Genomic DNA, 25,426 nt, shown 5'->3' with positions numbered 1-25,426 from the left:
GGTACACAAGCCTTCCTGCGAAGTTTGTCTTACAATCTAATGTTGAATTTGGATGGCTAGGTGCTTATAATAATGATAGAGGGATTCCACCTTTTGAACGTTTTTTCTTAGGAGGAGATGGATTAGGAGGGTTCGCACTAGATGGGCGTGAGATTATCCGTTTAAGAGGATATCCTAATCAATCTGTAACTCCTTTAGATAGAGGAGCAGCTACAACTGCAAACAATAATGATGGAGCTACCATTTATAATAAATTTAGTCTAGAACTTCGTTATCCTGTAACGTTTAGTCAAGCGGCAACCATTTATACACTTGCTTTTATTGAAGGAGGTGCTACTTATGACAATTTTAGGGATTATAATCCGTTTCAATTGAGTAGATCTGCTGGTGCAGGAATTCGTATATTTATGCCTGCCTTTGGATTATTAGGGCTAGATTTTGGATATGGCTTCGATCCTATACCTGGGCTAATACAGCCTAACGGATGGGAAACGCACTTTATCATAGGACAGCAGTTTTAATTTTGGCACGATTATTTCTAACGCTATTATAACCAATATGAAAACAAAAGTTTTTTTCCTTTTTGCATCACTTTTTTTTGTGAGCCTTGTTGCGCAAGCACAACGTGGTATCCGTGTAGGCTATATTAATATGGACTATATACTTGAAAACGTTCCTGAATATCAGGAAGCATCTTCTCAACTAGATTCGAAAGTTAAAAAGTGGAAAAGTGAAATAGAAAAAAAACTCGGTGAAATAGACGAAATGAAAAAGCAATTACAAAATGAACGCGTATTGCTTACCAAAGAACTTATTGAAGAGCGTGAAGAAGAAATCACGTATGAAGAAGAAGAAATTTTTGAATATCAACAAAAACGTTTTGGACCAGGTGGTGATTTGGCGATACAAAAACGTCAATTAATAGAGCCTGTACAAGACCAAGTTTTTAATGCTGTACAAGAAATTTCTAAAAATAAAAAGTTTGATGTTGTATTAAGAAAATCTGAATCAGGTGTATTATATGTGGCAGATCGATTAGATATAAGTGATCAAGTTTTAAGAAGTATCACTAGATCTTCAAAACGTAAACAAATCAACAATAAAAAAGAAGAAGATTCTTTTGATAGAGATGAAGCCAAAACGGTAGAGCAAGACAAAGAAACACAGGAACGTCAAAAAGCTATAGATCAAAAGAAAGCAGAACGTGACGCGTTAATTGAAGAAAAGGCAACACAACGCCAAGAAGAAAAAGACGCACGTAATAAAGCTTTTGAAGAAAGAAGACAGCGTATTCTTGAAGAACGTCAACAAAGAAAAGATTCTATAAATGCTGCCAAAGCAGCAAGAGCCGAAGCGTCAGGCAGAAGTTCTGGAACAGAAACAGCTGAGGAGAAAAAAGCAAAACAGCAACAACTTATAGAAGCTCGCCAAAAAAGAAAAGATTCTATACTAGCTGAACGTCAAAAGAAAAAAGACGCTCTATTAGCAGAACGCGAAAGAAAAAGAGATTCTGTTATAGAATCACGTAAGAAAAAAACAGATAGTATTCCCAATCCTCCAAAAAGAAGATGATCATAGTGGTGGAGGTATTTGATAACCCTATATTTTATAACTATAACACACTTAACTTTAATTAGATTACAATGAAACACATGAAAAAAGTATTCGTAGCCATAGCTCTAGTAATAGGAATGACTAGCGTAATGCAAGCTCAAGAATCAAAAATTGCGCACATTAACACACAAGAGTTAGTAGAAGCAATGCCTAGCTATGTTACTGCAAATGCCGAGCTTGAAAAAGCACAAAAATCATATCAAGCGCAGTTAACAGAAATGAAGACTGAACTTCAAAAAACATCTGAAAGATATGGGCGTGAAGTAGCTACACAAACTGATGAGACCAATATTGCTCGTCAAAAAGAAGTACAAGAAACACTTCAACAAATTAACGCATACGAGCAAAACGCATATACCAAACTGCGTCAACAAGAGCAAGAGTTATTAAAACCTATACTTGAGAAAGCACGCGTAACCATACAAAAAGTGGCTAGAGCAAAAGGATATCAATATGTTCTTGACTCAACACCTGGAGCTGCAGGAGTGATCATGGCAGATGGTTATGATCTTATGCCAGACGTAAAAGCAGATTTAGGTATCTAATACATTATTATTATTTCGCTTAAAGCGAAAGTTTATAAAAACTGCCTTCATTCTGGAGGCAGTTTTTTATTTTAGACCTATGCAAAAAGATACATACATCGGAGTGTTTGATAGTGGAATAGGAGGCATTTCTATATGGAAAGAAATTGTTGAGCTACTACCATTAGAATCAACTATCTATTTAGCTGATAGTAAATATGCTCCGTATGGCGAAAAATCTCAAGATGAGATTACACAATTATGTATTAAAAATACAGAAACACTAATAGCACTAGGTGCAAAAATTATTGTCGTCGCTTGTAATACAGCAACCACAAATGCCATTGATTACTTAAGAGCAAATTACAATGTTCCTTTTATTGGAATAGAACCTGCTATTAAACCCGCCGCACTTCAATCTAAGAGTAAAAGCATTGGTATTTTAGCCACCAAAGGAACGCTGAATAGTCGTTTGTTTTCTAGCACCTCAAAAAGATACACGCAAGAAATTAATACCATAGAAGTGATAGGCACTGGGCTTGTTCCATTAATTGAGCAAGGAAAAATAAATAGTCCTGAAACTAGAGAACTTCTTACTTCCTATATAGCTCCTATGATAAAGGCAAATATTGATTATCTAGTTTTAGGATGTAGTCACTATCCTTTTTTGCTTCCTATACTCAAAGAATTATTACCTAATCAAGTGACCATTATTGATTCTGGAGAAGCGGTGGCTAGGCAGACAAAAGCTATATTAGAACAAGAAAAAATAATCCATACAGAAATAGCAAAGCCTGCCAAGCATTACATCTATTCCAATGATGCTATTGATATCCTTGAAGACATCATCGTGCGCTTTCGCGAAAGCGGACAAATTCCTCAAAAAATAGACATTCAAGTAGCGTATAAAGACTTTTAAAAATTATTTAAAATACGCTAGCAAGTTGGCTTTCTGGGAAGCTGAAACCATCACTTCTTTACCTGTACTTAACACTACTGTACCGCCCTTCCCTTTTCTATACCCAGTGACCTCATTGATATTGACCAAATACGATTTATGCACTCTTGCAAATCCAAAATCTGTTAAGGCATCTTGAAAATACTTAAGAGTTTTACTGACTAATTTTTTACCTCCACTGGTAAGAAATATTTGAGTATAATTATCATCTGCCTGACAGTATAAAATGGAAGCTGCTTCTAGGACTTCAAAACCGTCTTGCACAGGAATTGTTATTTTACCTTGATTCTCAGAACTAAAAGCGGTAAGTACTTTATTTTCTAATTCGTTTTCTTTTTCTTTAATCTGAGCCACATAATCTACGGCCTTTATAAGCTCATCTATAGAGATTGGTTTAAGTAGATAATAAGATGCATGTGTATTAAGCGCTTCTATGGCATATTGGTTATATGCGGTCACAAACACAGTTTCAAAACTACGATCCCCTACTTGTTCCAAGAGATCAAATGCGTTACCGTGTGGCATCTCTACGTCCAAAAAAACGAGGTCTAGTGTTTCATTACGGATAAGACTGAGCGCTTCTTCTATATTTGATGCTTCGCCTACAAGCTCAACTTTTGGACAATACTTTTGGAGATAGTTGCGTAATATATCTCGACTCACTTCTTCATCTTCTACTATAATCGTTTTGAGCTTTAGCATGGTTAGTCTTTTTTTAGTGTTAGTGTTACTTTTGTTCCTTCTCCGTTTTCAAATACGTCTGTAATGACAACATCTACGCGATCTCCGTACATTTCATTAAGTATGGCGATACGCTTTTTGATATTGCCCATTCCTTTAGATTTTTGTTTTTTCTGATTATCTGTTTTCATAGCTTTACTACGCTCTCTACCTACTCCATCGTCTGTCACTGTAATTACAGCAGTATCAGCATCTTTTTGACTAAAATTAATATGCAATAGCCCTTTTTCTTCTTTGTATCGCATACCATGCCATACGGCATTCTCAACATACGGTTGTAATAACATAGGTGGTATTTGAAACTCATCTATCGCCAAGTTCTCATCTACTGTAAGCGTATAGTCAAATTTATCTCTAAACCTGAAATGCTCTAGCATCGTATACTTTTTAATGAGTTCTATCTCACTAGAAAGCGGTATAAAGTCTTCTTCACTATTTTCTAGTACGGAGCGCATGAGGCTTGAGAAGTCGGAAAGGTATTTATTTGCTGTACGCTCATCATTGGTAGCAATAAAACTATTTACAGAATTAAGTGCATTGAAAATAAAATGAGGGTTCATTTGTGATCTTAAACTCTTTAGAGCCAATAAGTTATTTGCATATTTTTGCCTTTTTGAACTACGATACATTGCTAATGCTGCAATAAGAAGTGACAAAGCAACTACAATTAAAGACCCAATGATTAATCGTTGTGTATTATTACGCTCATCAATTATTTTTTGTTTTTGGAAAGCTAAGTCATACCGCTCTTCATTAAGCTCTCTATCTTTTTCAAGACTTAAGATTCTATTTTGTTTTTCGGCATTGATTTTTCCAAGTCGTATCCTTGATTCTAACTCTTGTTCTTTAATTAGATACCCTTGATCTACAAGAGACTTATAACGTTCATAACTCTCTGCAGCTTTGTCAAAATCTTCTTTATCTCTGTATAATTCTGAGAGTCGTCTCGTGGCATCTTTTTCGACAACGAGGTCATTTTTATTGGCTGCTTCATTAATACTTTTTTCAAAAAAAGGAATGGCCTCCTCAAACTTTCTTTGATCTACGTAAGCACTGGCAATTTTATAGTTTTGTTTCTGAGGTGTAAGTACATCATCATTTGTGATGGAATCTGTGTTTACATCGCGTAATTCTTGTAATGCCTCTTTACGAAGTTTTATTTCTTCATCAAATTGTCGTGTTGCATTATAATAATCGGCAACTTTTACCTTAGATCTCGCCGCACTCTCTGAGTTTTCCTGATTAGATAAATTAAGTGCTTTATTATAGGAGGTGATGGCTTTTTGACTATTTCCGATCTGATCATAAGACTCTGCAATTTTTGTGTTTAGTCTCGTAGCGGTTGACACAATAGAAGAATCTGTAGCTATGCGTTCTGCTTTTTTGTATTGTTCTATCGCTTTCGCGAAAGCGGCCGTAGCCTTATACGTATCGCCTAAGCCTTCTAGAGCTTCTAAATTTTGCTCAAAAGACAGCTCTTTTTTTAATAGTGCTTGATAAAGATCAATACTTTCCTGATAGTTTTTATTATTAAAATAAGCTTTTGCTAATTTTATTTCAGCACCTTTTTTGTATTCACTTTTTAAACTTGATTTGTAATTTGCGATAGCTAAATCATATTGTTTCCAATAGGAATTAATATCTGCTAATAGTTCATAAGCAATCGCTCTTTCTGATTCGGTAATTGTTTTTATCTCCAATGCTAAAGCAATATTATCAATCCCTTTAGAAACATCTTGTTTATATACCGCTCTTGCTTTTTGGACATAATCGGTAAAGATTTGCTTAGGTTTTTCTGAATCTTCAGCTTCATCTAATATAATAGGATTAGATAATGAATGTACCTCAACTCGAATACGCTGATTATCTTTTATGGTGTAATATTGTGTTTCAAAATCTGTACTCCGTATTACGAGTTCATCTCCTACGCTAGCACGGATTCTAAATTCTCCATCGGGACCTGTTGTCGTATAACTCCCACCTGTAATCTCAACATTTACCTTAGGAACAGGCTCCAGTGTCTCTATATCTATAACGCTTCCTCGTACCATAATGGGTGGTCCTTTTTCTGCAGGAAATGAATTTCTTTCTTGTGCGTGAATACTCACCCAAGAGAGAATTAATACTAACGTAAAGATTTTATTAAACATCTTTTTCATAGAACCCAAACTTAGTGCAAAAATGCTACACCAAAAAATGATGATTTTAGATATAGCCCATTAAAACCTCTTTTTAAAGCCTAAAAAAGCATCCTTACTCATTCTATGAGCTTGTTTACTCATTAAAAAGGGCTGTTCACTCATTTTAAATTTTAATCGAGTTTTAATGTCTTTAGATTTACATCATATTCATCAAAATACTCAAACAATTATGAAAACTGTATCCATTTTAATAACGTCACTAATGATAGCGAGCTCCTCTTTTTATCCAACTCCTATTAATAATACAGAAGATCAAAAAAAGTTATATGAATCAAAAAGTAATAGCATTGCAGTTCTAGATTCAAAAACAAATATCATTAAAGTAGCGCTTCTATTAGACACTTCTAATAGTATGGATGGTCTTATAGATCAAGCAAAATCACAACTATGGGAACTTGTTAATGAACTATCCTATGCAAAATGTGGATCTGATGACAAACCTACTTTACAAATAGCTTTATATGAGTATGGCAATGACAGACTTAATGCAAAAGAAGGTTATATAAGACAAGTAAATGCTTTTAGTAATGATCTTGACGAGATTTCAAAAAACTTATTTGCGCTCACAACAAATGGAGGAAATGAGTATTGTGGTAAAGTTATTCAGGTATCATTGGATCAATTAAATTGGGGAACACAAAAGAATGATTTAAATCTCATTTTCATAGCAGGCAATGAACCTTTTGACCAAGGACCCGTTCGCTATCAAGATGCTTCTGTAAATGCTTGTGAAAAAGACGTAACAGTCAACACTATATTTTGCGGAGATTACAACACAGGTGTTCATACCTATTGGAAAGATGGAGCAGAGTCTGCCAAAGGGAATTATATTGCTATTAATCACGATAAGCGTACCGTACATGTACCTTCTCCTTATGACCAAGCTATTTTAGAAAAAAACAAGGCTCTTAATAGCACCTATATTGGTTATGGTAGGCTCGCCGAAGACAAAATGGCTTTACAACTACAACAAGATTCTAACGCCAGTGAATATGGAGAAGCAAATGCCGTAAAAAGAGCGGTAAGCAAGAGTTCTCATTTTTATAAAAATAGTAGTTGGGACTTAGTAGATGCAGAGAAGGAAGAAAATTTTAGTTATGAAGCATTAGATGATAAAGACCTTCCCAAAGAACTCAAAGGCAAATCTACTTCTGAAATAAAAATGTATATCGCTACAAAAAGAAAAGAAAGAGAAGCAATACAAAAAGAGATTGCCCAACTTAATAGTCAGCGTATTGCTTACGTGGCATCACAAACTAAGAAAGATGATAATCAATTGCGCAACGCTATGATAGAAGCTATTAAAACTCAAGCTAAGAGAAAGAATTACACTTGGGAATAAAATTTTATAATTAAGTATTCTAAAAATTTAAAAGCGTATACCAATAAGTGTGCGCTTTTTACATACAAAATATTTTACAAAAAAACCAAATCCACAACTTGAGACGTATATACCATATATTTAAACAAACTGCTACTTTTTGTACGTAGTAAAATAATTAAAAACCAAATTAAAATGAAAAAATCGTTTGTAATTATTACAATGACATCTCTACTCCTTGTTTCTTGCGTCTCTAAAAAGAAGTATGTAGAGCTACAATCAGAGTATGATACTACCAAAGTCACACTCACTAAAACACAAGTAGAAAAAGAAGAATTAGAAAATAAGTACGGAGCCATTCAAGCACGAGTTACTGAGTATAACTCTAAAATTAATTCCTTAAAAGATATAAATGACCAACTCATCGTTTCTAACGATCAAAAATTAGATAGAACGAGTAATGGTGCTGTCATATCGAATGATGTTAAAAAGCAGATGGCAGCGACATTAAAAAATGTAAATCAAGCTGAACTTGCAAAAGCTAGAACACTTGAAGACTCTATGAACTTAGCGGTCTCTTACAATTTAAAGCGTAATCTTGATCGTGATGTGATAGAAAACTCAGATAATGATGATATCTCTATAGATATAAATGAAACCGTTGTGATGATTTCTATTTCTGATAAATTGTTATTCAAGTCAGGAAGTTATAAAGTGAATAAAGAAGCTAGTGCATTACTAAAAAGAATTGCAGACGTTGTAAATTCTGAACCTGCTATAGAGGTAATGGTAGAAGGACATACAGATGATCAAACAATAAAACCAGGCGCTTATGTTAAAGACAACTGGGAACTTAGTGTAGAACGTGCTACAGCTATTATTAGAGAGTTACAAGATAGCTATCAAGTAGATCCTTCAAAATTGATTGCTGCAGGAAGAAGTAGTTACATGCCTCTAGTGGCTAATGATAGTAAAGAGAATAGATCTATAAACCGAAGAACACGTATTATCATTTTACCAAATCTTGATAAGTTCTTAGCGCTTATGGCTTCAAAAGAATAAACTAGCTACATCAGTAAATAAATAAGCCCGTTTGTTGTACAACAAACGGGCTTATTTATTGTTTATTTTTATTAGTTCACTGCTGGGCAATTACAATCATACGGATCTTTATTTTCTCCTAGATTATATCCTAGCGTTAACTGATGAAATCCTCCGTTTGTTAATGTTACAGAATTTGTTTGATTAGAATAGGTATATCCAAATAAGAATCTATCATAAGATCCTCCTACGAATGGGCTGATAAATTGTGTCTTTTGAATATCTACAGTTTCACCATTAGGTGTAAATTCTGCACCATCAAGGCTTCTTCTATATGAAAGACCTCCCCATAATCTTCCCCAATCCATTTTATAGTATGCTTTTGCATTAAGATCAATATTTGCTTCTCCAGTACGTTCGGTCGCTTGAAATAATATAGAAGGTTCAAAACTCCATTCAGAAAAATTAGGAGAAATCACATATCCCGTAGATACTATATACCTACGTTGATTGTTTGGTTCAAATGCTTCTGTAAAAATATCTCTATTTGCAGGGAGTACATTTTTTACTGTAAAATGAGCAAAGAAGTCTAAAAAATTATAAGACATTCCAAAATCTACATTTAAATATGAATCTGATTGCTCTATACCTGCAATAACTGGATCAAAATCTGTAAGGTCAAAATTAGTTTCATCTAATTTTCCTTGTATAACTCCTACGCTCAATCCAAACGAGAGTTGATTAAGATCTACATAATTTCGCGAAAGCAATAAATGGTATGAAAACGTTGCATATACTCCTTGTTGAGAGAAAAATCCATTTCTATCATTGAATAAAATACCGCCTACTCCTACTTTTTCACCTATTTTTCCGTTCAAACTTACTGTTTGTAATGCTGGCGAATCTTCAACACCTGCCCATTGACCACGAACTGTCCCTCTAAGCTTTGCTGTTTTTGAAGCACCCGCCATAGATGGGTGAAGTAGATAAAGATTATCTTGAAGATAATCTAAAAATACAGGCAAACCTTCCTGAGCAACAACAAATTGCGAGCAAAATAATGCCAATATAATATAGTATTTTTTTAAATTCATGGGACTACTTTTTTTGTAACACAGGCCTAAGTATCGACTTATTATGTGTAAATGGTAAGGTATTTACAGCAATAAGAGACGTACGTGAAGTACTGTAACATTCAAATATATAAATTTTTGTATTAAAGCGTTGGGATTTAACAAGCATTATGCAATTGAAAATTACGTATAAAAATTCATGCATCCTAGAATCACTCACAAAAGAACGCGCATCATCAATAGATGTGAGATATGGATTCTTTCTTAATGATAAGAAAAGTAGGATTCTTTTCATGAAAATGTAGTTTTCAAAGGGGCGTAAATATAAGTATTTACTACATATATTAACCCTTTATGCCTTGCATAACGGCAATTTTATTTATTTATTGAATCATCAAGTGCTTTTTTAACATTAATATTCTCTATTATAAAATATCTCTATACTGCATTTATGATTTGATTGGATGGTGTAATAAATAGGCATAATACCTACCTTTGTATAAAAATTATTGTATGTCTACATATAGTATTACTGTTGAAGGAACTTCAAACCCTGCAATAAAAAAATTTCAAGCAAACCAATTTTTGGTTAACCATAATAGTTATGAGTTTCATAATATAGATGATGCTACGAATTCGCCATTGGCTCAACAACTATTTTACCTTCCTTTTGTAAAAACGGTCTACATCGCTCAAAATTTTGTAGCGATAGAAAAGTATAATATTGTAGAGTGGATTGATATCCAAAATGAGGTTTCGAAGCAAATAGAAGACTTTCTCAATGACAACGGAGTTATTATCATTGAAGATATTGCCGCAAAAAAAATCCCTGTCACTGTATATGCAGAGAGCACTCCAAATCCTTCTACTTTAAAATTTGTAGCCAACAAGAAGCTAGTTACATCACCTTTTGAATTTAAAACAATAGATGATACAGCACATGCTCCTCTTGCTAAAGAACTTTTTCACTTTCCATTTGTAAAAGAAGTTTTTATAGATGAAAACTATGTAAGTGTCCAAAAATACGACATGGCAAATTGGGATGAAATAGTGACTGAAACTCGAGAGTTTATAAGAAACTTTATCCAAGATGGGAAAGAAGTCGTTACTGCCGAACAACTCAAAACACCTCAACAATTAGAAAGCATTGCAGAAGCTACTTTTGAAAATCTTGACGATATTTCAAAAGAGATCGTCAACATCATAGAAGAATATGTAAAACCTGCTGTTGCTAGTGATGGTGGGAATATCGTATTTAAAAACTACGATGAAAAAACAAAAAATGTATCTGTGATCCTACAAGGTGCTTGTAGTGGATGCCCTTCTTCTACATTTACGCTTAAAAACGGAATTGAAAATATGCTTAAACAAATGTTACCTGGTCACATAAATGCCGTTGAAGCAATCAATGGATAAGATAAAAACATCTATCTATAAAAAACAAGTGATTCTATATATAGCTTATTGATTATTTGTAACTTACTGTTTCAACAAAATTTTTAATTTAAAAAGAATTATTATGGCAGTAATGAAAGTAATAGAAGTACTATCTAGTTCTAAAACTAGCTGGGAAGACGCAACACAAAATGCAGTATCACAAGCATCAAAAACCGTAAAGAATATTAAATCGGTTTATGTCGCTGAGCAAAGTGCTGTAGTAGAAGGAGAAAAGGTGACAGAATACCGCGTCAACCTTAAAATTACGTTTGAAATAAAGTAAAATATCTCATTATCATATTAAAATCCTATCCTGTGATAGGATTTTTTTTGTTCGTATTTTTACCCCTATGATTACATACAGACAATTTTTATTATTTCTCACCCTAGTACTACTGTGGAGCTGTAAAAACCAGAAGGAATCTGAAATGCATACATACACTAACGATCTCATACACGAGACGAGTCCGTATTTACTTCAGCACGCACATAATCCTGTAGATTGGAAACCATGGAACAAAGAGACCTTAGCGCTTGCCAAAAAGGAAAATAAACTCATTCTAGTAAGTATAGGATATTCTTCTTGTCACTGGTGTCACGTGATGGAGCATGAGAGTTTTGAAGACACCCTTGTTGCTAATTTTATGAATGATCATTTTATCAATATAAAAGTAGATCGTGAAGAACGCCCAGATGTTGACAATGTATATATGACCGCTGTTGAACTTATGACAGGCGGAGCGGGCGGATGGCCTCTCAATGTTATTGCACTTCCTGATGGAAGACCTATATGGGGAGGTACTTATTTTCCAAAAGAAGATTGGATCAATGCCCTACAACAAGTATCTACTACATTTAAGGAAACTCCTAATGCTTTAGTAGAATTTGCAGACAAGCTAGCCTCTGGGATAAAAACAAAAGACATTGTTACCCCAAATCCAAATAAGCCTCAGTTTGAAGAAGAGCTCATCGTATCATCATTAGCCACTTGGTCAACATATTGGGATACGCAAAATGGAGGTATTGATAGGGCTCCAAAATTTATGATGCCTAACAACTATCAATTTTTATTGCGTTACGGCTATCAAACGCAAGATTCAATCCTCTTGAATTATGTGAATACGACATTAGAAAAAATGGCGTATGGTGGTATAAATGATCATATAGGGGGTGGGTTTTCAAGATATAGTACAGATAAAAAATGGCATATTCCCCATTTTGAAAAAATGCTCTATGATAATGCACAACTCGTAAGTCTTTACAGCGATGCCTATCTTCTTACTAAAAAAGAACTCTATAAAGAGACTGTATATGAGACGTTAGATTACATGGCTCGTGAAATGACGACGGAGGAAGGTGGCTTTTATAGTGCGTTAGATGCAGACAGCCTTACACCTGAAGGAGAACTTGAAGAAGGTGCATACTATGTATGGACCGAAGCTACGTTAAAAAGTGTTCTAAAAGAAGACTTTGATCTATTTGCAGCTTATTACAATATTAATGACTTTGGTAAATGGGAAGAAGACAATTATGTGCTTATTCGGCGTGATTCAGATGTAGATTTTATAGAAGAACAAGGAATCGAATTGGCTGATTTTAAAGAGAAAAAAACACAGTGGAAAGAAGTTTTGTTACGCTTTCGCGAAAGCAATAAAGAAAAACCACGCCTTGATGATAAAATTCTTACCAGTTGGAATGGCCTTATGACCAAAGGCTACGTAGATGCCTATCGTGTGTTTAACGAACAGAAATTTCTAGATGCGGCCCTTAAAAATGCCACTTTCATTGTTGATCGTATGGTCCGTAAAGATGGAGGTCTTAACAGAAATTATAAAAATGGAAAAAGCACTATAAACGGATATCTTGAAGACTACGCAAGTACGATAGATGCCTTTATTGCATTATTTGAAGTAACAGCAGACCCAACTTGGTTAGAGCGAGCAAAACAATTGACAGACTACACCTTTGCACATTTTCAGGACAAAACAAATAGTATGTTCTTTTTTACCTCTGATGAAGATACTGATTTAATAAGTCGTAATATAGCATACATAGATAAAGTAATTCCTGCATCTAACTCTATGATGGCAAAAAACATCTTTACACTCTCACACTATTATCTGGACAAATCTTATACGCAAACGGCAGCAACGATGCTTAATAATATGCAACCAGAAATAGACAGGTCACCAACAGCCTTTAGTAATTGGTTAGACCTATACCTCAACTATACCCAACCTTATTATGAGATTGTGATTGTAGGACAAAATGCCAAAGAAGTTCTTACAGAATTAAACACACAGTATATTCCTAATAAGTTAATTGCTGCAAGCACATCAAAAAGCACACAAGAGATCTTTGAAGGACGTTATCTCAAAAACGAGACACTTATATATGTTTGCGTGAATAACGCGTGTAAACTCCCTGTTAGAACTATAGAAGAAGCGCTTCAACTCATCGAGTTTTAATAGAAGTTTCGATATAAAAATAGGTAGTCACATAAGTTCTTAATAGTTTTGCAAAAAAAATGAAAATGAAAGACACAGATCAATACCAACAATATATTACAGAAGCTATCAAATGGGTATGGGATTTTGCTCCTAAGCTCATAAGTGCTCTTATTATTGCAATTATTGGACTTTGGGTTATAAAAATAATAAAACGCGTGTTGCATAAATTTTTTCTAAAAAAAGAATACGATCCAACGTTGGAAAAGTTTTCTTCAGATCTAATTAATTGGTCGCTTAAGATTATTCTTTTTGTTCTAATTATTACACAATTAGGAGTTCAGACGACTTCACTAGTCGCTATTATTGGAGCCGCTGGTCTTGCTATAGGTCTTGCGCTTCAAGGATCACTTGCTAATTTTGCTGGAGGTGTTCTTATTCTTCTTTTAAAACCTTTTAGAGTGGGTGATTTTATTAAAGCCCAAGGACAAGAAGGAACTGTAAAAGAAATTTCAATTTTTACGACAAAGCTTACTACTTTTGGAAATCAACTTGCGGTAATTCCTAATGGAAAATTATCAAATGAAACTATCGTAAACTTTACTATAGAAGGGATACGACGTGAGAACATCACTTGGGGAATCTCTTATGGTGATGACATTCAACTTGCCAAACAAATCCTGCTTGACCTCGTAAATGAACAGGAGACTGTTATCAAAGAAGAAGATAAAATTCCTATGATCGTTCTTGCAGAACTAGGTGATAGTAGTGTAAATCTATCTCTTAGATATTGGACGGCTAATGAAAACTTTTGGGCATTACGCTGGCTTATTCTAGAAGAGGGTAAACGCAGAGTTGAAGCTGCTGGGATTTCAATACCATTTCCACAGCGTGATGTACATATTTACAATACAGATCCTAAATAATTTTTATAAACGTCATATAAGGGGTTGTATACGCTTTCGCGAAAGCGATAAAAAAAGCATACCTCTTAGAAATTGTATTTGAGGAAATAGAAGCAGTAAAATTTCAAAGGTTTCAATTAAAAGCTCCTATGTTATCTAATAACATAGGAGCTTTTTCCAAGTGAGCAATACCGTGACAAAACCTTTTTTAATCATTATTTAGATGTAGGCTTTCCTGCAATAAAATCTTTAAGATAATAGGGTTCAAAATAGGCAACATCTTCATGATCTCCTATTTTATGTTTAGCCTCTGCAAGTTGACACATTTCTGTCGCTGATGGCAAAGCGTCTTTTACAAATATCGCATTAGGATGTTTACAGACTGTCTCAAACTTTGAGACTCCGTTTCCTATAAAATATACGTTTCCTTTTTCAAGATATTCTTCAAAAGAATTTTCTTCAAGAATTTGAGCCTCTGTAGCTCTGATTTGATTGTAATCTGCATCAAAAATAGCGCTATACACTTCCATTCTACGGGCATCTAACATAGGTATAATATACGAACCTTTATCACATTTAACTTGATGGGATAATGCCTTTAATGTAGCGATAGAGATAAGTGGGATTCCTAATGCATAGCATAGTCCTTTTGCAGCAGAGACACCTATTCGTAAACCTGTATAACTTCCAGGCCCCTTACTTACTGCAATAGCCGTGAGCTCTTTTTTATTCATTTTGGCAAGCGTAAGCACTGCTTCTATGTAAGGGTGTAAACGTTCTGCATGAGAATACTGTGCGCTATTATCTTCTTTTAATATAACTTGCTTTCCATAAATAGATAAAGCCACCGAACAATTTGTGGTGGCTGTTTCTATACATAATATATTAGACATGCTTTAATTATCTATTTCGTTTTCAGAATCATCTTCGTCTTTCTTAATTTCTACTACATCTCCTGTCTTGAGTGTTTTTGTAACAAGATTATAAGGTCCTGTAATAATCTCATCGTTTTCACTTAGCCCAGTTAAGATTTGAATTTTAGAATCATCTTGAATTCCTGTTGTCACTACTTTAAGCTTTGCTTTATCTCCATCCTTTACAAAAACACATTCAAACTTTATATCATCCCCTTTACTATCTTTCTCGGGTTTTCCTCTTTTTGTCGCGCTTGTATCTGTTTTTATGACGATAGCACTTATAGGAATAGCAATACTATTTTCTACTCTCTTTGTAATGATATCTACTGTAGCTGTCATTCCTGGTCTAAATGGCGAGTATGTCTTTGATTTGCCTTCAAGAAGATCTTTATATGATGTTTCAAGAATACGAACTTTTACTTTAAAGTTTGTCACCTGATCTGCTGTTAGCGTTGCTTCTGCTGAGTTAGCTATTTCTGTAACGATTCCTTTAAATTCTTTCTTTAAATAGGCGTCTACTTCAACAATTGTAGAATCTCCTACCGCTATTTTTACAATATCGTTTTCATTTACATCTACCTCCACTTCCATATTGGTAAGATTTGCAACTCTTACAATCTCGGTGCCTGCCATTTGTGCAGTTCCTACAACACGCTCTCCTAGTTCTACACTAAGTTTTGATATGGTACCATCCATGGGAGCAAATATAGATGTACGTCCTAAATTGTCTCTTGCTTGCTTTACTTGTGCAGCTACACTTTGCACATTATAATAAGCACTTTGCTTACTAGCTTGTGCTACTTCATAATCAGACTGAGCTCTTTCAAAATCTGATCTTGAAATCACTCCTTTGTCAAATAACGGTTTATTACGGTCATAGTTGAGCTTAGCTACTTTTAGATTTGCCTCAGCTTGTGCAAGACCTGAGCGCGAATTTTGTAAAGCTGCTTGTACTTGATTAAGTGCTCCTTGTACTAAATCTGGATTGATACGTACTAGAAGGTCACCTTTCTTAACGTCTTGACCTTCTGTAATAGGAAGTGCTATAATCTCTCCAGATACTTCTGAAGATATACTCACTTCTATTTCTGGTTGTATTTTTCCTGTAGCGGCTACAGTCTCTACTATCGTAGCACGTTCTACTAATTCTACGTCAACTAACTTTCCTTTATTACCTCCTTTTATGACACCTGATCGTTTAAGGCCTATCAATCCTAAAATAACAACGAGGGCTACTCCTAGAAGGATAAATAATGTTTTTCTACTCATTTTGGTTAGAATTTAAGTTCTGTCGCTGGGACTCCAAAATAGAGTTCCAGTACTTTAATACGGAATATATAATCGTATTTTGATCGTGTTAATTCAATTTGCGCATTATCGTAACGCAATTTAGATTGACTAAAATCAAAGGCATTGGTGCGCCCTACATCATATCTAAGTTTTGCATACTCATAAGCAAGCTCTTGAGATTCTAAAGCTACTTTAGCAGCCTCATAGCTTTCCTTAGCTGCCTTTACCGCTGTATATGATTGATATACTGTAGATTCTAGATCTAGTTTTGCTTGTTTTACTGCGATCTCATTATTCTCAATATTCAATTTACTACGTCTTATAGCATTACGTGTTCCGAAACCATTGATGATAGGAACATTAAGACTTAATCCATAATTAATACCATCATTGGTATAAATCTGCGTTTTAAAAGGAATATCAATAAAATCATTTGTAGTAAATCTTGTATCATAACCAAAGAAAGCTGAAAGTGTAGGATATCTAGCCCCTTTGCTTATCTGTAAATCTTTTTTTGCTATTTCGAGATTTTGCTCTGCTATTTTGATTTCATAACGATTCTCTTTAGCACTTTCAATTACTGAATCTACAGGAGCGTCTGTAATCTGTTCTCCAAAAATTGAATAATCGCCTTCTATAACATCAAAATCTTGATAGTTCTCTACAGCAAGCAATTGTGCTAAATTAATTTTAGAAAGAATTACTGCATTTTCAGCTGCCACAATACGTTGTCTTTCAGAAGCAGCTGTTGCTCTAATTTCTAATAAATCCCCCTCTGGCAGAACTCCTCCATCAACAAGCTCCTGTGTACGATTTATCTGCTCTATAGTAATTTGATTTTGAGCTTGAATGGTCTTTAAATTCTCTTTATTTAAGATAATGTCGAGAAAAGCATTTGCAACAAATAAGGCGATGTCATCTTTGGCTTTAGAAAGATTAAACTCAGCAGCTACTTTTATTAAATCGGCTCTTTGTAATTGACGTATATTTCTAAGTCCATCAAACAACGTATATCCTAAATTTAAACCACCTGTTGCATTTAAAGTCGTTACTGTTTGCGGTAAATTTGTTACTGGGTTAAAACTTAAACCAGTATTTTCAGAGACACTAGCTCTTCCATTAATACTTGGCATAAAAGCACCTTGTGCATCAGATTTATCAATTGCTGAATTTAATAATGAGATTTCAGCTTGCTGAATAGTAATGTTATTATCTAAAGCGTATTGTACACACTCTTGCAATGTCCATTTTTTATTTTGTGCAAATCCTGCTACAGAAAACAGAAGACTAAAACTTATGATGATTAATTTTCTCATAATATCGATTGATGTCCAATATGACTATTGAAACTTGTTTATGTTACAAAAAATGTTAATTTATTTTTATACGCTTTCGCGAAAGCGTACTCACACTGAATTTATGGTAGGATTTAACCCCTTCCTCCAAAACCAACTGGAGCTTTGATCTGATTCCAGACCTTGATCTTATCCTCTGCGGTGACTCCGCTTTTAATCTCGACATAAATTCCATCGCTTACCCCTACTTCAATATCTCTACGTTCAAACTCTTGATCACCTATGGCTACCTCTACAAAAGGTTTTTTTGTAGTTGGATCGTACTGCACAAGCGCCTCTTTTATAGCAAGCACATCTTCTGCTTTTTCTAGAATAATACTGGCGTTTGCACTCAATCCAGCACGTATAAAGATAGTGTCTTCTTTCTTTGCAAGTGTCCCTTTAATCTCAAACTGAATAGCCCCATTTTCAGCAACTCCCTTAGGAGCGATATAATCTAGGGTGGCGTCAAAAACTTTATTTTCAATAGCTCCTACAGTAATTTCTAAAGGTAAATTTTCTTTTATTTTTCCTACTTCGCTTTCATCTACTTTTCCTTCAAAAATCATTTTTTCTACGTCTGCTAGCGTAGCAACGGTGGTTCCATCGTTAAAGTTATTTGCCTCTATTACCTGATTTCCAGTTTTTACAGGAACATCCAGAATCATTCCCGTCACAGTAGAGCGCACTTGAGTGGTGGCTGCATTACCCAAACCACTTGTAGTTCCTGTTCTGATAATGTCATAATTTTGAGAAGCACTTGTTAAGTTTACTTGTTCTTGCTTTACGCGTTGCTCAGCTTGATCATAAGAATTTTTAATTCCATCAAAGTCATTTGCTGAAATGACACCTTTTTCAAAAAGTGCCTTCTGACGATCATAAATACTTTTCTGATTTTGAAATGCCAACTTTGCGGTTTCTACTGCTGTGCGAGCACCGGCAATATTATTTTTTGCATTGGTCAGAGAAGACACATTAGGAATTACTTCTATTTGTGCAATAAGATCTCCTGCTTTGATATTATCTCCAGCTTCGACATAAATTTCTTTAATAATTCCAGAAATGTTAGGCTTGATGAGTACCTCCTCTTTAGGAACAATACTTCCTGTGGCTACTGTTTTCTTTACAATAGTACGTTTTGTAGCTTGTTCTGTCTGATAGACTACTGGATCTTGTTTGTCTTTTGTATAAATGTACCATATACCTACTATAAATGCGATGGCAATAATAAGAAGTGTAATAATAGTTCCTGTACGTTTCATTCTATTTTTATGAGTTGATTGATTGTTTTTTATGTTTAATCTATTCTAAGTGCATCCACAGGTTTCATTTGTGTGGCACGACTGGCAGGGATGAGTCCTGCGAGTAATCCAGATACAATAAGAATGGCAAGGGCTATAAAAATGACATTAATATTTACCGATGGATTTGCAAAATTATCCACCTTCCCTACTTGATCTAAAATGGTATTCATGATCCAAATAACACCAGCAGCCACAGCAATACCTGCCATCCCAGATACGATCGTAAGAACGAGAGATTCTTGTAGAATTTGTGATTTTATTTCCCAAGGTGTTGCACCAAGTGCACGGCGAACTCCTATTTCTTTCGTACGCTCTTTTACAACAATGAGCATAATATTACTGATGCCTATGGCTCCAGACATTAAGACTAATGCACCTACAAAATAGCCTACAAATGACAAAATAGAAAAAAGCCCCATAACCCGACCAAACTCTTCTGCCAGATCAAAATGACCTATAGCACGTTTATCATCTGGATGTACAGAGCGTTGCTCTCGCATTGTGGCAAACACTTCTTGCTTGATGTCTGTTATTTTGGTTCCGTTTTCTGCAGTAATTGCCATCCACCCCACATTATCTCCTCGGTTAAATGCTTGAGAAAATGTTGTAAACGGAACAAAAATAGTATTTGCTCCTTCCTCTGCGTCACCGCTACTTTTTGGATTTTTAAAAGTTCCTACGACTAAAAAGTTGACTCCGTTTACTTTGATATAGGTATTGAGAGCTTCTTCGCCTTTATCATATAAGCCCTTTACTACATCTTCTCCTATTACACATATTTTACGCTTTTCTTCAATATCTGAATAGGATATATAACGTCCTGAAGTAATATCTTGAGGTTGTTGCTTTATAAATTCTGGATAATCACCATAGATGCTAAAAGCTCCTGTTTTTTCGTTTCGCGTAACATTATTTGCTCCATTGTAACCACCCAATTGATTTCTAGGAGAGATATATTTAAGCTGTGGGTATTTTTCTCTCAGCACATCTACATCTTCTAGTTTGAAGTTAAAGTACCGTCCTTTTGGCAACCCTTTATACGACATAGAAGTTCCTTGGGACCACATAAACATAGAGTTTGTGGCAAAGTCTCCAAAATCTGCAGAAACCCCATTTTTCAGTCCATTGGTGAGTGCTAATAGAAGCACCAGAATTAAGATCCCCCAAAACACACCAAAAGCCGTCAAAAACGTACGAAAGCGATTTGCATTGAGCGCCTCTAGTATTTCATTCCATCGTTCTTTATTAAACATTTGACTTGGTTATTAATTAATTTTTTATTGCTATTTTTTTAGGAGAGATCCTTTAGGATTTGCATTTATTTTTATACGCTTTCGCGAAAGCGTACCATTCAGAAAACATCACATTATCCTTCAAACTTCTTATGCTATTCCTTCTAAACCTACTCATCTCTCAATGCTTCAATAGGTCTAATATTTGCTGCTCGTCTTGCTGGTATATACCCTGCAAATGCACCTGCAATAATCAAAATAATGACCGTCGAAATAGCCGTTACAAAATCTACCTGCGGAAACTTTATAAAATCGCTATCTATTTCTGGACCCACAACTTCTAGTAAACCCACACCTAAAAACAAACCTAAAAAGCCTGCAATGGCTGTGATAAATATAGATTCTTGTAAAATCATTCCTATAATGGAACCAGGTAACGCACCCAGAGCTTTTCTAATACCAATTTCTTTGGTACGCTCTTTTACAATAATGAGCATAATATTACTTACACCCACCACACCTGCGATAATAGTTCCGATACCTATAAACCAAAACACCATTCTGATGGTATCGATAAGGCTATAAATTTTCTTCGCTTCTTCAAGATTGTATCGTACACGCACAGCGCTTCGATCATCTGGCGCGATTTGATATCGAGATTTAATCTCATCCTCTATCCCTTGACTCACTGCTGCAGATAGAGCGACTGCCTCATCAAAATTTTCAGACATTTTTATAGTGAATGCCATAGAGCGTATTTTGTCACCTGCGTTAAAAACGCGTTGCGCTGTACTAAGTGGTATGAATATGCGTGATTCTTCACGCTCACCACCTGGGTCTGTAAAAACACCTGCTACAAGAAAGTTGATTCCCATAATTTTTATGGTTTCTCCTACAGCTTCGGACTGTTTAAAAAGATCATTTTTTACTTTTTGACCTATGACCGCAATTTTAATACCCTCGTCTTCATCTTTCTGAGTTAAGAATCTTCCAGCAGAGAGACCTGCATTTTCAATAAACTGCTGTCCGTAGTTGGCACCCTCTATTCTGTAAGTACCCGATTCGTTACCATAGTTTACCTGACCTCCCCAGATGTTATAGAGTCCCGTTTGATCTTGTATAGCTTCGCCAAACTTTTGATTTACATTTTCTAAATCACTATTATGCATTTGGATACGGCGACCAGGATTAAGACCTGCGTACCCTTTTGTAGTAACACCTGTCCAGACATTAACTTTACTTTCGGCGTCTTGAGAAAATTGTGTTTTAACTCCTTTTTGAATACCGGTACTGAATCCTAATAAAATCACTAGTATAAAAATACCAGAGGCAACAGAAAGTCCCGTCAAGAAAGTACGGAGCTTATTTTTTCCGATAGTTTCGAATATTTCTTGCCAACGTTCTATATCAAACATGAGATTTAGCTAGTATTTGGTTAACAAGGCGATCATCTATAATTCGTCCATCTTTAAGATTTACAATCCGTTTGGTCATCTCGGCGATATCTGGCTCGTGAGTCACAACAAGAATTGTTTTTCCTTCATCATTAATCCCTTGTATAAGCTCCATAACTTCATAAGAAGTCGTAGTGTCTAAAGCGCCTGTTGGCTCATCTGCAAGCAGGACTTTTGGATCACTTGCTAGTGCACGAGCTATCGCAACACGCTGTTTTTGCCCTCCAGACATCTCACTAGGTAAATGCGTAGCCCATTGTGCTAATCCTACTTTCTCAAGATAATGCATAGCTTTATCTGTGCGCTCAGCCCGTTTCATCCCTTGATAGTACAATGGCATAGATACATTGTCTAAAGCGTTTTTATAATTTATAAGGTTGAAAGATTGAAAAATAAAACCAAGAAATTTGTTTCGGTATTGTGCCGCAATTTTTTCATTAAGATTTTTGATGGGCACATTATCTAATGTATAAGATCCTTGATCTGCTTCGTCTAACATTCCTAGAATATTGAGCAATGTAGATTTACCTGATCCTGACGATCCCATAATAGAGACCAATTCTCCCTCTTTTACGTTAAAGTCGATTCCTTTCAAGACGTGAAGCGAGTTGCTCCCCATTTGATATGATTTATGCAAATCTTTAATTTGGATCATAGTCTACACATTAAGTATACAATATTAGTAATGAAAAGCTAAAATTGTGTGAAATTGGTGTTAATACCTTGCTTTATAAAGGATATACCTAGATACATATTTAGTAAAAAGCATCAATAATGACTAGCTATATCATATCTCACAGGAAAGACTCCAGATTTAAAAGCTTGTTACAGTTAGCGTTCTGTCAAAGAATCTTCAGATGCGTTTTCCTTGTCTTTTTTTCTTGATTTGTAAACAAAGTAAAAGACACCTCCTACGAGAATGTATGGAATCACCATGAGGTATTTAATACCGTTATTGATTCCTTTTGCGGTGCTATTATCTTCTTCAGATTCTAACACAGCACGACACATAGCACATTGCGTAGTCATCATAGGAGTAGGTATGACTTTTTCCGCTTTCGCGAAAGCGGAAAAAACAATCATAAAAACGACGACTAAGATTTTTTTAATGTCCATCTCACTCAATGTATATAATAGGGTGAAATCATAAGATACACCACAACTCCCGTAATAGCGACATAGAGCCATATTGGAAAAGTGATTTTTGCTAATTTTTTATGCTTATCAAAGCGCTCTGCGAGTGCTCTTACATACGTAAAAAGAACCAATGGAATAATCACAATAGAAAGTACAATATGTGTAATCAAAATAAAGAAATACAAATAACGTGTGGCGCCTTCTCCTCCATAAGACGTCGAGTCTGAGGTCATGTGATAAGCTACGTACATCACTAAAAATAATACCGAAAGCAGGATAGCAAATTTCATTAAGCGCTCATGAGTCTTACGATTTCCTTTTTTTATTTGAAGAACAGCAAGTACTAATACAATAGCGGTTAATCCATTAATCGTGGCATATACCGGTGGTAAAAAAGTAAGAGGCTCTACATCAAACCCATAATCTTTAAGTTTTACACCAAACAAAGCTGCTACCGCTAGTGGGATCACAACAGACAATACAACGATCCATTTTTGGTATTTCTTTTCTGTATTTGAAAGATCTGCACTCATTATTATTTAAGTAATTTTTTAATATCTTCTATTAGTATATCTATCTCTGGAGCTTCTTCTCCCTCTTGTACAGTAGCATCCATAGGAACAGATCCTCTGTAATAAGGTTTAGGGTTATTACCCGTGTTATCAGGACGAGAACGTATAAAGCCATTTTGATCTATCAATGCAAAGAGTCCAGAATGATATAATCCATTATCAAGATCGTCTTCTGTATTTGTAGCAAGATAAAATCCTTCATTAGACAGTTTTAATATATCTGATCTATCACCAGTCATAAAATGCCAATTAGGGTTTATTACGCCATAGTCTGTAGCATACTTTTTTAATACATCTGGGGTGTCGTGTTCAGGGTCTATAGAAAAAGAGGCAATTCCAAAATTAGGCTCGTCTTCAAACATTTTTGCAATGGCTTGCAAGTTATGATTCATAGGAATACAGATATCTGTACATCGCGTAAAGAAAAACTCCACTAGAAACACCTTTCCTCTATAAGTTTTATCAGTAATAGTGTCTTTATTTTGATCTACAAACTCAAAAGAAGGGACTCTTTTTTCTTCTTTATTAATTGTAATATATAATAATTCGTCTTTAGATTTTTCTTCTGTTTCTCCTACGGCATGCATACGCCCACCCCTTACAACATCATCATTTGTATATCTTTCAAAGATTCTAGGAATAAAGATGATTCCGAAAATGAGTACAATAAAAGCAATTCCTATATACGTGTTCTTGCGCATTATTTCTTTTCTCTACGTTGTTCAATTTTATCACTAGCGTTATTGTTTTTCTTAAGCGCTAGTCTGTATTCTGCTAGTAATATTTTAATATCATCCTTAATATAGCCCATTTCTACGGCTTGCGTCATATCATATCCAAATCCATTTGGCTTTTTATCGTCATGACCTGATCGCAAGGCTAATGCTCTGTCAATAACAAATACATTAGGATGACTCCCGTTAGGTCCTAAACTGAGTGTAGTACCTAAACTTTCAAAATGTTTTGTTGCTTGTTCTTTTGTTGCTTGCACAAAACGAATCTTAGAAACATCAAAAATTCTTCCTAATTCTATTTTTAAATCGGCAATAACTTGCTCACTGCCTGGCGATACAAAAAGGATCATTTGAAAATCTTCGTATTTAACAAAATACTTATAGATCATCAAATTAAGATTTGCAGTATATCCTCTATTAGAAGTAAGATTATCTCCCAAGTATCCTACTATGGATACGTGATCTTTTAGTGTTAAAGGTGTATTTGAAGAATACCCATCCGTTTTAATCTCTCGTGTGGTAACTGTTGTAACATCGGCTACTTTTTCTGTTACTATAGGAAGCTTTGCAAAGTTATATATTCCTGAAGAAAAGAATAAATAGGCCACGATGGGCAAAACAAAAAGTGCAATAAGCACTAGTTTCTTTTTCATAGTACTTTCTTTTGTCACACCTACATTCTTACATATATTAAGAAATGAATATAAGGTGTATTGCTAAAAAAAGCGGTTATAAAAACCGCTTTTTAATGCTATTAAAAATCCCAACTTTGGAACCCTGTATCATATACATCAAAGATATAGTCACCTTCTGTTAATAAGATGAATACTAAATATAAAATCAAGAATACTCCTGTCCAAACGACCATACGTCTTAAAGCTTTTACTTCATCACGCATGTGCATAAAATCCCAGGTAATGTAGTATGCTTTAAATATAGTAAGGATAATGAAAATCCAGTTAAGGAGTTTCATTTTTATAAATGTGTTTTCTGTAAGAGATTCTGGTTTAATTATACCCAAAGCTACCTCAACTATAGTAACAATAGATAGCACAATAAGTACTCCCCAGATTTTTGATACGTTGGACTTAAACTTTAAAAGTCCTCTAAATATTTCTAATTTATGTTCGTGTGCCATAACTTATATAAATAGTTCTTATGCTATTGAAATTATTTTCTTAAGATTCCCA

At 34.8% G+C, this 25,426-nt stretch carries 25 protein-coding genes; 10 read left to right on the top strand and 15 right to left on the bottom strand.

Translation table 11 applies throughout. The features are described 5' to 3' along the window. The 4 genes from Q0505_RS18725 to murI form a co-directional block, all read left to right on the top strand. On the top strand, nt 1–521 hold a 521-nt coding region (locus Q0505_RS18725), incomplete at its 5' end, for a BamA/TamA family outer membrane protein (protein WP_299216231.1). Between the two features lie 37 nt (nt 522–558). Further along, nucleotides 559–1,572, top strand: coding sequence for an OmpH family outer membrane protein (locus Q0505_RS18720; RefSeq protein WP_299216228.1), 1,014 nt, complete (start codon nt 559–561; stop codon nt 1,570–1,572). A gap of 80 nt (nt 1,573–1,652) precedes the next feature. Beyond that, nucleotides 1,653–2,159, top strand: a complete 507-nt coding sequence (locus tag Q0505_RS18715) for an OmpH family outer membrane protein (RefSeq protein WP_366519449.1) — start codon at nt 1,653–1,655, stop codon at nt 2,157–2,159. 79 nt (nt 2,160–2,238) lie between these two features. Then, on the top strand, nt 2,239–3,057 hold the full coding sequence (gene murI, locus Q0505_RS18710) for a glutamate racemase (protein ID WP_299216223.1): 819 nt from the start codon (nt 2,239–2,241) through the stop codon (nt 3,055–3,057). 3 nt (nt 3,058–3,060) lie between these two features. On the opposite strand, the gene Q0505_RS18705 is transcribed toward murI, so the two are convergent. Next, complete coding sequence (locus Q0505_RS18705) at nt 3,061–3,798, bottom strand: LytTR family DNA-binding domain-containing protein (protein WP_299216220.1); 738 nt, start codon at nt 3,796–3,798, stop codon at nt 3,061–3,063. A gap of 2 nt (nt 3,799–3,800) precedes the next feature. Continuing rightward, a complete protein-coding gene (locus Q0505_RS18700) occupies nt 3,801–5,987 on the bottom strand; it encodes a histidine kinase (protein ID WP_299216217.1) in 2,187 nt (728 codons plus the stop codon). A gap of 220 nt (nt 5,988–6,207) precedes the next feature. Here Q0505_RS18700 and Q0505_RS18695 point away from each other — a divergent pair, with 220 nt between their 5' ends. Both Q0505_RS18695 and Q0505_RS18690 read left to right on the top strand, forming a co-directional pair. Next, nucleotides 6,208–7,380, top strand: coding sequence for a vWA domain-containing protein (locus Q0505_RS18695; protein ID WP_299216214.1), 1,173 nt, complete (start codon nt 6,208–6,210; stop codon nt 7,378–7,380). 174 nt (nt 7,381–7,554) lie between these two features. Then, nucleotides 7,555–8,421: an OmpA family protein gene (locus tag Q0505_RS18690; RefSeq protein WP_299216211.1), complete on the top strand. Its 867-nt coding sequence runs from the start codon at nt 7,555–7,557 to the stop codon at nt 8,419–8,421. A gap of 71 nt (nt 8,422–8,492) precedes the next feature. On the opposite strand, the gene Q0505_RS18685 is transcribed toward Q0505_RS18690, so the two are convergent. Further along, nucleotides 8,493–9,494: a type IX secretion system membrane protein PorP/SprF gene (locus Q0505_RS18685; RefSeq protein WP_299216208.1), complete on the bottom strand. Its 1,002-nt coding sequence runs from the start codon at nt 9,492–9,494 to the stop codon at nt 8,493–8,495. 492 nt (nt 9,495–9,986) lie between these two features. Between Q0505_RS18685 and Q0505_RS18680 the strand changes: the two genes are divergently transcribed. The 4 genes from Q0505_RS18680 to Q0505_RS18665 all read left to right on the top strand — a co-directional run bounded on the left by Q0505_RS18680 (nt 9,987) and on the right by Q0505_RS18665 (nt 14,283). Continuing rightward, on the top strand, nt 9,987–10,889 hold the full coding sequence (locus Q0505_RS18680; RefSeq protein ID WP_299216205.1) for a NifU family protein: 903 nt from the start codon (nt 9,987–9,989) through the stop codon (nt 10,887–10,889). A 103-nt stretch (nt 10,890–10,992) separates the two neighbouring features. After that, nucleotides 10,993–11,193, top strand: coding sequence for a dodecin family protein (locus tag Q0505_RS18675; protein ID WP_299216202.1), 201 nt, complete (start codon nt 10,993–10,995; stop codon nt 11,191–11,193). A 145-nt stretch (nt 11,194–11,338) separates the two neighbouring features. Beyond that, nucleotides 11,339–13,378: a thioredoxin domain-containing protein gene (locus Q0505_RS18670; protein WP_299216199.1), complete on the top strand. Its 2,040-nt coding sequence runs from the start codon at nt 11,339–11,341 to the stop codon at nt 13,376–13,378. Nucleotides 13,379–13,443: 65 nt separating this feature from the next. Then, the gene (locus Q0505_RS18665) at nt 13,444–14,283 is read left to right on the top strand and encodes a mechanosensitive ion channel domain-containing protein (protein ID WP_299216196.1); all 840 of its coding nucleotides are present in this window, start codon (nt 13,444–13,446) and stop codon (nt 14,281–14,283) included. A 194-nt stretch (nt 14,284–14,477) separates the two neighbouring features. Here the strand turns inward: Q0505_RS18665 and tsaB are convergent, their stop codons facing one another. From tsaB to Q0505_RS18605, 12 genes are all read right to left on the bottom strand, one after another. Further along, nucleotides 14,478–15,155 (bottom strand): tRNA (adenosine(37)-N6)-threonylcarbamoyltransferase complex dimerization subunit type 1 TsaB, encoded by a 678-nt coding sequence (tsaB, locus tag Q0505_RS18660; RefSeq protein WP_299216194.1) that lies wholly within the window; start codon nt 15,153–15,155, stop codon nt 14,478–14,480. A 3-nt stretch (nt 15,156–15,158) separates the two neighbouring features. Next, nucleotides 15,159–16,448, bottom strand: coding sequence for an efflux RND transporter periplasmic adaptor subunit (locus Q0505_RS18655; RefSeq protein ID WP_299216191.1), 1,290 nt, complete (start codon nt 16,446–16,448; stop codon nt 15,159–15,161). Nucleotides 16,449–16,453: 5 nt separating this feature from the next. Next, nucleotides 16,454–17,785: a TolC family protein gene (locus tag Q0505_RS18650; RefSeq protein WP_299216188.1), complete on the bottom strand. Its 1,332-nt coding sequence runs from the start codon at nt 17,783–17,785 to the stop codon at nt 16,454–16,456. 113 nt (nt 17,786–17,898) lie between these two features. Next, the gene (locus Q0505_RS18645) at nt 17,899–19,065 is read right to left on the bottom strand and encodes an efflux RND transporter periplasmic adaptor subunit (protein WP_299216185.1); all 1,167 of its coding nucleotides are present in this window, start codon (nt 19,063–19,065) and stop codon (nt 17,899–17,901) included. A 35-nt stretch (nt 19,066–19,100) separates the two neighbouring features. Continuing rightward, nucleotides 19,101–20,360: an ABC transporter permease gene (locus Q0505_RS18640; protein WP_299216181.1), complete on the bottom strand. Its 1,260-nt coding sequence runs from the start codon at nt 20,358–20,360 to the stop codon at nt 19,101–19,103. A 149-nt stretch (nt 20,361–20,509) separates the two neighbouring features. Beyond that, nucleotides 20,510–21,754, bottom strand: a complete 1,245-nt coding sequence (locus Q0505_RS18635) for an ABC transporter permease (protein WP_299216178.1) — start codon at nt 21,752–21,754, stop codon at nt 20,510–20,512. After that, nucleotides 21,747–22,448: an ABC transporter ATP-binding protein gene (locus Q0505_RS18630; RefSeq protein ID WP_299216175.1), complete on the bottom strand. Its 702-nt coding sequence runs from the start codon at nt 22,446–22,448 to the stop codon at nt 21,747–21,749. The genes Q0505_RS18635 and Q0505_RS18630 overlap by 8 nt, the downstream gene beginning before the upstream one ends. 176 nt (nt 22,449–22,624) lie before the next feature. Next, nucleotides 22,625–22,909 (bottom strand): hypothetical protein, encoded by a 285-nt coding sequence (locus tag Q0505_RS18625; protein ID WP_299216172.1) that lies wholly within the window; start codon nt 22,907–22,909, stop codon nt 22,625–22,627. A 5-nt stretch (nt 22,910–22,914) separates the two neighbouring features. Next, on the bottom strand, nt 22,915–23,463 hold the full coding sequence (locus Q0505_RS18620; RefSeq protein ID WP_299216169.1) for a DUF420 domain-containing protein: 549 nt from the start codon (nt 23,461–23,463) through the stop codon (nt 22,915–22,917). 2 nt (nt 23,464–23,465) lie between these two features. After that, a complete protein-coding gene (locus Q0505_RS18615; RefSeq protein WP_299216166.1) occupies nt 23,466–24,203 on the bottom strand; it encodes an SCO family protein in 738 nt (245 codons plus the stop codon). Then, nucleotides 24,203–24,889: a hypothetical protein gene (locus Q0505_RS18610; RefSeq protein ID WP_299216163.1), complete on the bottom strand. Its 687-nt coding sequence runs from the start codon at nt 24,887–24,889 to the stop codon at nt 24,203–24,205. The genes Q0505_RS18615 and Q0505_RS18610 overlap by 1 nt, the downstream gene beginning before the upstream one ends. Before the next feature lie 101 nt (nt 24,890–24,990). Beyond that, nucleotides 24,991–25,374: a cytochrome C oxidase subunit IV family protein gene (locus tag Q0505_RS18605; protein ID WP_299216160.1), complete on the bottom strand. Its 384-nt coding sequence runs from the start codon at nt 25,372–25,374 to the stop codon at nt 24,991–24,993. Nucleotides 25,375–25,426: the final 52 nt, after the last annotated feature.

The organism is uncultured Dokdonia sp., assembly GCF_937910895.1.
GTDB lineage: Bacteria > Bacteroidota > Bacteroidia > Flavobacteriales > Flavobacteriaceae > Dokdonia.
This window is presented reverse-complemented; position numbering and strand designations above follow the sequence as displayed.

Coding starts and splice junctions, on each gene's coding strand:
- Q0505_RS18645 (WP_299216185.1), bottom strand. CDS start 19,065: ATGAAACGTACAGGAACTATTATTACACTTCTTATTATTGCCATCGCA.
- Q0505_RS18720 (WP_299216228.1), top strand. CDS start 559: ATGAAAACAAAAGTTTTTTTCCTTTTTGCATCACTTTTTTTTGTGAGC.
- Q0505_RS18630 (WP_299216175.1), bottom strand. CDS start 22,448: ATGATCCAAATTAAAGATTTGCATAAATCATATCAAATGGGGAGCAAC.
- Q0505_RS18605 (WP_299216160.1), bottom strand. CDS start 25,374: ATGGCACACGAACATAAATTAGAAATATTTAGAGGACTTTTAAAGTTT.
- Q0505_RS18625 (WP_299216172.1), bottom strand. CDS start 22,909: ATGGACATTAAAAAAATCTTAGTCGTCGTTTTTATGATTGTTTTTTCC.
- Q0505_RS18700 (WP_299216217.1), bottom strand. CDS start 5,987: ATGTTTAATAAAATCTTTACGTTAGTATTAATTCTCTCTTGGGTGAGT.
- Q0505_RS18650 (WP_299216188.1), bottom strand. CDS start 17,785: ATGAGAAAATTAATCATCATAAGTTTTAGTCTTCTGTTTTCTGTAGCA.
- Q0505_RS18610 (WP_299216163.1), bottom strand. CDS start 24,889: ATGAAAAAGAAACTAGTGCTTATTGCACTTTTTGTTTTGCCCATCGTG.
- Q0505_RS18690 (WP_299216211.1), top strand. CDS start 7,555: ATGAAAAAATCGTTTGTAATTATTACAATGACATCTCTACTCCTTGTT.
- Q0505_RS18695 (WP_299216214.1), top strand. CDS start 6,208: ATGAAAACTGTATCCATTTTAATAACGTCACTAATGATAGCGAGCTCC.
- Q0505_RS18685 (WP_299216208.1), bottom strand. CDS start 9,494: ATGAATTTAAAAAAATACTATATTATATTGGCATTATTTTGCTCGCAA.
- Q0505_RS18635 (WP_299216178.1), bottom strand. CDS start 21,754: ATGTTTGATATAGAACGTTGGCAAGAAATATTCGAAACTATCGGAAAA.
- Q0505_RS18715 (WP_366519449.1), top strand. CDS start 1,653: ATGAAAAAAGTATTCGTAGCCATAGCTCTAGTAATAGGAATGACTAGC.
- Q0505_RS18640 (WP_299216181.1), bottom strand. CDS start 20,360: ATGTTTAATAAAGAACGATGGAATGAAATACTAGAGGCGCTCAATGCA.
- Q0505_RS18705 (WP_299216220.1), bottom strand. CDS start 3,798: ATGCTAAAGCTCAAAACGATTATAGTAGAAGATGAAGAAGTGAGTCGA.
- Q0505_RS18670 (WP_299216199.1), top strand. CDS start 11,339: ATGCATACATACACTAACGATCTCATACACGAGACGAGTCCGTATTTA.
- Q0505_RS18680 (WP_299216205.1), top strand. CDS start 9,987: ATGTCTACATATAGTATTACTGTTGAAGGAACTTCAAACCCTGCAATA.
- Q0505_RS18675 (WP_299216202.1), top strand. CDS start 10,993: ATGGCAGTAATGAAAGTAATAGAAGTACTATCTAGTTCTAAAACTAGC.
- tsaB (WP_299216194.1), bottom strand. CDS start 15,155: ATGTCTAATATATTATGTATAGAAACAGCCACCACAAATTGTTCGGTG.
- murI (WP_299216223.1), top strand. CDS start 2,239: ATGCAAAAAGATACATACATCGGAGTGTTTGATAGTGGAATAGGAGGC.
- Q0505_RS18665 (WP_299216196.1), top strand. CDS start 13,444: ATGAAAGACACAGATCAATACCAACAATATATTACAGAAGCTATCAAA.
- Q0505_RS18620 (WP_299216169.1), bottom strand. CDS start 23,463: ATGAGTGCAGATCTTTCAAATACAGAAAAGAAATACCAAAAATGGATC.
- Q0505_RS18615 (WP_299216166.1), bottom strand. CDS start 24,203: ATGCGCAAGAACACGTATATAGGAATTGCTTTTATTGTACTCATTTTC.
- Q0505_RS18655 (WP_299216191.1), bottom strand. CDS start 16,448: ATGAGTAGAAAAACATTATTTATCCTTCTAGGAGTAGCCCTCGTTGTT.